7 protein-coding genes are annotated in these 8420 nt (G+C 32.4%); 5 read left to right on the forward strand and 2 right to left on the reverse strand.

The window, feature by feature from the left end:
* Positions 1-234: 234 nt before the first annotated feature.
* Positions 235-486: a hypothetical protein gene (locus CQZ94_RS29340; protein WP_105588252.1), complete on the forward strand. Its 252-nt coding sequence runs from the start codon at positions 235-237 to the stop codon at positions 484-486.
* Positions 487-1233: 747 nt separating this feature from the next.
* Here CQZ94_RS29340 and lepB read toward each other — a convergent pair.
* Both lepB and CQZ94_RS29350 read right to left on the reverse strand, forming a co-directional pair.
* Positions 1234-1743, reverse strand: coding sequence for a signal peptidase I (lepB, locus tag CQZ94_RS29345; RefSeq protein ID WP_105588253.1), 510 nt, complete (start codon positions 1741-1743; stop codon positions 1234-1236).
* Positions 1744-1836: 93 nt separating this feature from the next.
* Positions 1837-3954, reverse strand: a complete 2118-nt coding sequence (locus CQZ94_RS29350) for a peptidoglycan D,D-transpeptidase FtsI family protein (protein WP_105588254.1) — start codon at positions 3952-3954, stop codon at positions 1837-1839.
* 366 nt (positions 3955-4320) lie between these two features.
* Between CQZ94_RS29350 and CQZ94_RS29360 the strand changes: the two genes are divergently transcribed.
* The 4 genes from CQZ94_RS29360 to CQZ94_RS29375 all read left to right on the forward strand — a co-directional run bounded on the left by CQZ94_RS29360 (position 4321) and on the right by CQZ94_RS29375 (position 8266).
* Positions 4321-4926: a recombinase family protein gene (locus CQZ94_RS29360; protein WP_105588255.1), complete on the forward strand. Its 606-nt coding sequence runs from the start codon at positions 4321-4323 to the stop codon at positions 4924-4926.
* A 20-nt stretch (positions 4927-4946) separates the two neighbouring features.
* Positions 4947-5765, forward strand: a complete 819-nt coding sequence (locus CQZ94_RS29365) for a YkgJ family cysteine cluster protein (RefSeq protein ID WP_105588256.1) — start codon at positions 4947-4949, stop codon at positions 5763-5765.
* 75 nt (positions 5766-5840) lie between these two features.
* On the forward strand, positions 5841-6701 hold the full coding sequence (locus CQZ94_RS29370) for a hypothetical protein (protein WP_105588257.1): 861 nt from the start codon (positions 5841-5843) through the stop codon (positions 6699-6701).
* Positions 6702-7228: 527 nt separating this feature from the next.
* Positions 7229-8266 (forward strand): WD40 repeat domain-containing protein, encoded by a 1038-nt coding sequence (locus tag CQZ94_RS29375; RefSeq protein WP_105588258.1) that lies wholly within the window; start codon positions 7229-7231, stop codon positions 8264-8266.
* Positions 8267-8420: the final 154 nt, after the last annotated feature.

Consider the following 8420-nt stretch of genomic DNA (forward strand, 5'->3'; position numbering starts at 1 on the left):
TCAGTGAAAGTTGATGTAGATACAAAAGAAGCTAACGAAAACATTAAGGTATTAATTACTGCAGTTAATAAGTGTGTTAAACCGTTAGAACGATTAGAATAGAAACTCGGAAGATTCTTTGTCTTCGCCCATCCTCTTTAGAGCTGTCACTTCGGTGATGGCTTTTTGTTCATTAAAATAAAAGGATAATTATGGTTTATGTTGAATGAATAGATTGGGAAAGGGGGATAAATTATGCAACATGAAGAAATGTTGAAAGAATTAGCGGTAGCAGGAATATATACCGAAAAACAAATTTCTAATTTGTTATGCAATAATAGAAAAGAATTAACTATTTTATGTGACTCTGTAACAAAGTTCGGTGAATCTGAAACAGAAAGATTTCAAGTGATGGGTAAATACGAAATATATGTTCATAATAATCAAGGTTACTCTTATCATGCACCATCAAAAAAGACATTGGTTTATATTATAGAAAAGATTTAAAAGCATCCAAAACGGGTGTTTTTTCTTTGTTATATAGAAATTACACATTAATTGACAAAATGGACATTTGATGAGGTTATAACATGTATATAGAAATTACTGTATTAGGCGCTGTTGTGTTCGGTTTAGCATTTTATTTGTTGTTAAGGGATGATACAGGGTAACAAAATAAACAAAATAGAAATAGTTAACAAATGTCTGTTTTTATAGTTTATAGGTGAACATAACTATACCTTCATTTTACATATGTAAATTATTATTGATTATAAGTATATTCATTTCTATAAGAATTCTACATTCTTCTCTATTTACCTATACTTACACTTTTTATAATTTATTATGAAAAGTATATTGATTTAAAACATTTTGTTCAAAATGTTTAATTGAAATTTTTAGGGGTTTAAGACCGTTCTTTGTTCTCCTCTTCTAAATTAACATAATTTTCAAATATCAAAAGTGGATATGTTAAGATTTGATATATAATAAAATCAACCCGTGGTTAGAGTGTTTGCTCCGATTCAAGTTATGAGATAGTTTATTTCACTTTTTTTCATTATCTAAAAAAGAACTTGTAGAGATACCTACAAGTTCTTTTTATTTTCAAATTCAATATTAATAATAATTTAACTATATTAACAGGGTGCTGCTATTGTTGTGGTCTTCATGTATATTAGCAAGTATTCATTTATTCACCAAGGATTTATACTATTCAAACCCCTGTTTTTTTCTGGGAACACCATGTACTTTTTATAAAAGCCAAAAATTGCAAGCTAATACTCCTACTATACTAGTTTTATCTATATACCCTAGACCGTTTCGACTATCCATACTTTTATAACGATTATCTCCCATTACAAATAATTTGCCTGAAGGCACTTTCCTCTCGCTAAAGTTGGAGAGAAATTCAGTTTTATTAATTAAATCTTTGTAAACATAAGGTTCTTCTTGTTTCTCCCCATCTATATAAACGGAATCGTTAACCATTTTAACTGTTTCATTGGGCAAACCAATTATTCTTTTTATGTAATAATTGGAATCATTCGGTATTTTTATAACAACAATCTGCCCATGATATAATGGGCAGATTGTTGTAGCTGCTCTATTTACTAATATATATTCTTGATCTTGTACAGTGGGGTACATGGAATTTCCTTTTACTTTATAAAAATCAAAATTGAAAAATAACAACAAAAACATCAACATACCAAATAGAAAAAACTTTAAATTAAGATTATATTCTTGTTCTTCAGATAACATATGGTTCCATTCCTTATTAATAATTTCATAAAAAATGCCGCCTACTAAGTTTTAATGTAGGGGGCATTTTTTTATTATCTTCATTCGCTTTATTTAGTTTGTTTGAGAAGGGGTATTATCCCCTGTATCCTTTTTTAATTCAAAGTATGCATCTAAAATGTCTCTACCAATCATTGAATTAATTCCACCTTTATCATCATATACCCATGGTACAACAACAGAAAATGCGACTTCCGGGTTATCATATGGAGCATATCCTGCTAAAGTTAAATTATAACAACGGATTCTTTTCCCTTGTTCATCTCTACCAACAGGATCATCTCCTCCATAAACTGTTTGTGCTGTTCCTGTTTTACCAGCCGGTTTATAAGAAGCTTTTTGGAAATAATGCACACCTGTTCCATCACCTTCTTGAAATACTCTTCTGAAACCTTCTTGTACTCGATCAATATATTCTTTTTTCATATCTACACGGTTCAATACAACTGGCTCCATGGATTGTACAACTTTTCCAATCTCTTCTTCTTTCACTGTATGCTCTCGAATCTCTTGCACAATCTGTGGTTTCATTCGATATCCCCCATTTGCAATAGTAGAAATGTATTGTGCTAACTGCAATGGTGAATACGTATCATACTGTCCAATAGCTAAATCTAGTAAGAAACCTGGCTGATAATTTTCTTTACTCATTTGTCCAATAGCTTCATTTGGTAAATCTATACCTGTTGGAACACCTAAACCAAATTGTCCAAAATAATATCTCATTTTATCAAATGTAGCTGCTGTAATATTTAATGAGCTATTAGGTACATAATTTATGCCTGCAATTTTTAAAGCTGTATTGAACATGTAAACATTTGATGAAACTTGTAACGCTCGTAGGTCATCAATACTTCCAAAATCCTTCCAAGATTTTTTGGGTTTTGTTCCTTTAAAATGCATTGGTGCATCATGAAAATATGTTCCTGGCGTTATGGAACCTGTCTCAAATCCTGTTAAAAGTGTAGCTCCTTTTACGGTAGATCCAAGCTCATAAGAGCTAGTCAATGTACCTAAAGCATAATCTTCTACTTTTATATTCCCATCTTTTTTCACTAATTTTTTTCCAGCCATGGATAAAAGTTGACCTGTTTTTGGATCCATCATTACAACAAACGCTCGGTCTAATAGTGGTTCTGAACCTTTAAACTCTTTTAAACGCTTTTCAATAATCTCTTCAACCTGCTTCTGTAATTTCATATTGATTGTTAATGTTAAATTTTTTCCGTTCTTCCCGTTGGAAATCATTTCCGTTTGAGTAATATTTTTTTCTTTGTCAGTAATATTTCGAACTTCAGCTTTTTTTCCATGTAATACATCTTCATATCGTTGTTCAATATAACTTTTTCCAATGCGATCATTACGATTGTAACCACGCACTAAATAAGAGTCTAAATTTTCTTTTGGAAGCCCCTCTTCAGCACTTGTAATATTTCCTAATACCGAACGGAATAAATCCCCATTTACATAATTACGATCCCAGTCTGTTGTTGCATCTACCCCTGGGAATTTTTCTAAATTCTCACTTATTATTGCGTATTCTTTCTCGGTTGCGTTCTTTTTTATAACTTGAGGTGTCATTTGATATCCTGAACTCATTTTACTTTTAATAGCTAATACTTTTAGGTCTTCTGGCGTTAATTTACTTAGTTCTTCATCAGTGACACGTTCTCGTCTCAATTTTTCTATTTTATTATCAAACCCTTTTCCCTCAATATTTTTTACTCTAAGTTTTTCTTCGTCTTGTTTCGTTATTTTTTTTTGGGCCTGTTCTTTATTCATTTGCATCCAAAAATCTTTTCTATCTGTTTCAGTTAATTTATTTATATCTTCTTCGGATATTTCAATTATATTTGAAAGGTCTTTAGCTACTTTCAGAATATCATCGGATTGTATACTTTTCATTCTTGTGTACGTTATGACACGAATAGCGTTATTGTTAACAACCTTTTCACCTTCTCGATCAAAAATCTGTCCACGTGGAACGGGGACACTAATGGTTTCGTTTTCTTGTTTTTCAACTCTATTTTTATAAGATTCTCCATCAACGAGTTGTACTTTTCCTAACTGAAGAATAATAGTTGAAAATAGTAAAAACACACAAAAAAACAGTGCGTTTAATCTAAAAGTAACTTTATCTTTCTTTGTTTTATTGGGCTTTCCTTTGCTCATGTAAACCTCCGCTTTAATAATATTAAATCCAATACTTTTACTTAAAATATATTAAATAATATATAAGGATAAGTAAAGTTAAATAAATTTAAAGAATTTCTAAAGTATTACCTGATTTTATTAATATATATTTTTAAAAAAAGAGAGCACTTATACATGCAATCAACTTAAGAAACTTTGATACCCCTAAAATACATCTCATCACTTCAAAAGGTACACCTTTTGGTACTGTCAAAATTACATGAAATACTAGTTCCAAAACCTCAAAAATCCATTTTTGAAACGTCTCTAAAAAAATGACACCTTTTGAAACTAATTTGTTATAATATGTATTATAAAACATCAAGAGAAGGAGATTCTGATACATTGAATAACAGAAAATTCGGATACATCCGTGTGAGTAGTAAAGATCAAAACGAAGGTAGACAGCTAGAAGCGATGAAACAAGTGGGTATTGATGAAAGAGATATTTTCATTGATAAACAATCTGGTAAAGATTTCAATCGCCAAAAATATCAACTTGTAAAAATGATGTTACGGGAAGGGGACATTTTATATGTACAATCCCTGGATCGTTTCGGAAGAAACAAGGAAGCTATTTTAAATGAATGGAGGGATATTACCAAAAATATAAAAGCACATATTGTTGTAATTGATATGCCTTTATTAGATACAACTAAGTATCAAGATAATTTGGGGAATCTCATTACAGACCTAGTACTTCAAATTCTTTCTTGGCTTGCTGAAGAAGAACGAACAAAGATAAAAACTCGACAACAAGAGGGAATCCATTTGGCTAAAAAACAAGGAAAACATCTCGGAAGACCTAGAGTAGAGATTACAGAGGAATTTATCATGGCTTATAATTCCTGGCAGACAGGAAAGGTTACTGCCGTAGAAGCGATGAAACAAGCTGATCTATCTAAAACTACATTTTATCGACTTGTGAAGAGATTTGAAAATAAAACATAAAAAAATTGAGGGGGAAAAAGATGGGTAGAAATGAATTATGTTTTTGTGGTAGTGACAAAAAACAGAAAAAATGTCATGACGATGTAGATCCAAATAGTTATATCGGAAATCTTTATAAAAAATATTTTAAAATAGATAACATCATTTCAGATTACAAAGCAATACATAAAGAGTTCGAAAATCACCCTTGCGGAAAAGGATGTTTCAATTGTTGCTATGATGTCTTTCACGTTTCAATGTTGGAATTTGAATTACTTTTAGAAGAAATGCGCAATATTGGTATAGAATTTGCTGAAACTGTTTTTGCAAAGGCACTCAAACATTTAGATTCATTACGTACCAATAATCCTGGGTTATACAAAAGATTAGAAGAAGATACAACTTTTCAAAATAAGAACAAAACTGACTTTAAAGATGTAGAACAATATCAACAAATAGAAAGATTCCAATTACCTTGTCCATTATTAGATGAACATAATGGAAGTTGTACAGTATACAATAAAAGACCTATGATCTGTAGAACCTTTGGTACTACTCATGATTCTTTTTCACTTATGATAAGTAGTCTTCAATCAGCAGTCTGTGAAAATATCCCTAGTATCCATGCTAATGCATTACAAACACCTGAAATTGAACCTTCAGAGTCACAAGTAAATAACATGCTTAAAACAAAACACCTAGGACAAGAAATACTTGTAAGGGAATATCCGATTGTTTATTGGTTCAAGATATATCACAATAAGAACAAGAAAAAAGGAAAGCCTGTTTATTCTTCTTTAGTTCCTTCTTTTTTTCATAAGAAACTAGGAACTATTACAATTGCTGAATTGATGCCCTGATAGGCGTCACAACACATCGTCATCAAGCTAACAAAACACAATATCCACTAAATACTTTAAATTGGAGAATAAAAGATGAGTAATTTTAACTCTTTTTATAACCATCTTGGAATTAATAAAAATCAACCACCAAAATGTATAGATCATAAAATGAATATTTATCCCAATTTCATAAATTTCTGTTGTGATAAGCACGAAGAAGATAAGTTAGTAAAGTGTACAAACATCATCAGTACTAGTCATGATAAATATAAAAACTCTACTGTTATAGAAGCATTTGAAAAATCAAATCCTGGAGGTTACATGTTAGGAAGATATATAACAGAGCCCGAATATTTTGAAACATATATGAAAAGTACACCCATGAAACGTGTAGAAATGAATCGTGCTGGTTTATATGAGAATGCTATCGATCTTGTAGAATACAAAAATCATTTCAAGGTAATAGACGGAAATCATCGTGTTCTATTTGCGAAAGTCGTAGGGGTTCCAGAATTATATGCCACTGTAACCGTGTATAAAGATTCTCCTCAAAAAATTAAACTATATGAAAAAGCAAAAAAATTAGGTTTTCATTTAGAACCCAACTCCAAAGATAGAAACTTCACCGATGTTTATATTTACTCAACATACAATTTTGATACACCTCGTAACGAAAAGATTGATACCTTCTATAATGTAGAAGAATTAAGTCATTTTTTGCAGATATTCAAAAAGGTTCCTTTTACTGAAAATAGAGGTACGCTACTTTCTGATTTATTTCATCGCACTAGGGAAAAGCGAATGGAAAAAAAGTTCATTATATTTTTAAACAACTATTTTCAACAGAATCATATAAATAATGTACCACTACATGAAAAATTTTTAGATCGGTATCAACAATATATGTATCTGAAACAGATAATGATAGAACACAATAGTACATCAACTAATTAACGAATTCCAAACATATAAGCATTGCTTTAAAGGAAAATTTTTATTAAGCACATAATGGGGTTCAGCCGAGATACATGTAATTTTGGGTCATAGGCTGTATTTTATTTCCATTATCAGGTTATGGTGTAACAAAAAGGTGTTTTACTAATAATGTTATGAATTATTTTTGATACAGTATTTTGTTACAGCTAGTTCAACGGTTAGGATATTTCATATTTTCAAATACAAAACGTAACAAAAACGAACGTTTATGTTACAAATATCACCGATAAACAACGTTTGGTAAAAAATGTATTACTATGACCTAGTTTTACACGTATCTCGGCTGAACCCCTGTACGTTTACATAGAACGAAGGGATAAAAATTCAGACACGATTACAATAGGAGGGAATCAAAAAACGTATAGTAAGTATATTTGCAAAGATTCAAACACCCTGTTTACCTGCTGGGCTTGCGTGTACCTATGGAAGTTATTCGTGTGTCTTGAAGATTTATCATGTGAAAAAATTTTTAACGAGGTGAAGAAATGTTAAAAAAAATGAAATTTAAAGGTGTATTGGTTGTAGCTTTGATGTTTGTTATTATTTTTCCGATTGCCATTTTTGCTTCATTTACTGAAAATAAAAGCTCTATGGCAAAGGAGAGATTCGATGGAAGCATCACTAACAACTCCCTCGCTATAAGTCCCGATGAGCAGATGGCGATTGTTTCAGATAGTCGCGAACAATCCATCCGTATTTATGACCTTGCTAAAGGTAATTTACGCAAGAAAATCGATGGTTTTGTTACACCGAGAAACATCGTGTTCGTTAACAATGGTTCAGAATTTGTTGTCTCGGACAGTACGCTAGGCACTTTACGATTCTACAACGCAAAAAGCCTAGCCTTAAAGGATGAAGTCGTAGTCGGTCCAGGTGCATTCGGCACTAGCGTCAGCCCCGATGGAAAGACACTGTACGTGAACAATCAGGCACATAGTTCTGTAACCGTTATAGACCTTGAGAAACGCAAACCGACTGCAGTCATCACTGGTTTCTCCCAACCACGCCAAGGTATTACAGTCTCTCCGAATGGAAAATATGTGTTTGTAACAAACTTTAAAGGAGATAAGGTGTCCATAGTTGATGCAGCCACTAAGAACATCGTACGTGAGATTGTTGGTTTCTCTATGATTCGTGGAATCTCCGTGACTGCCGATGGTCAAACATTGTATGCCGCAAACAGCGGTCGTGACAGCATTTCCGTGGTGGACATCTCTCTAGGACAAATCGTTAACGAGGTAAAAGTTGGACGTGAGCCATATGGTGCAGCCTTGTCGCCCGATGGTAAACTGCTTTTTGCAAGCAGCAAGGCGGACAATACTATCGATGTGATCAATGTCTCTGATAACCATGTGATTAAGACAATCAGTGGTTTCACAGAACCCCGGCAAGCCATTGTCTTTAGCCAGGACGGAGAACGCGCTTATGTCCTTAATCGTGACCTCTCCATTTCCCGTGTGAATGTAAAAGACTTATCCATCACCGATACGATTCGTGATAAGTCAAATAAATACAAGCTTTAGGTGTTAGAATCAGACGGAATCGGAAAATATTTAGCAGACGATCAAGGAATGACACTTTATTAGGAGTCACTATACATTACTATCAACCTAAGGTGAACTTATACCACTCTACCCTAATCACCGAGTTTGATACTCTTGAGAAAGAGCTTGTATC

The organism is Bacillus sp. MYb209, from assembly GCF_002975175.1.
GTDB lineage: Bacteria > Bacillota > Bacilli > Bacillales > Bacillaceae_G > Bacillus_A.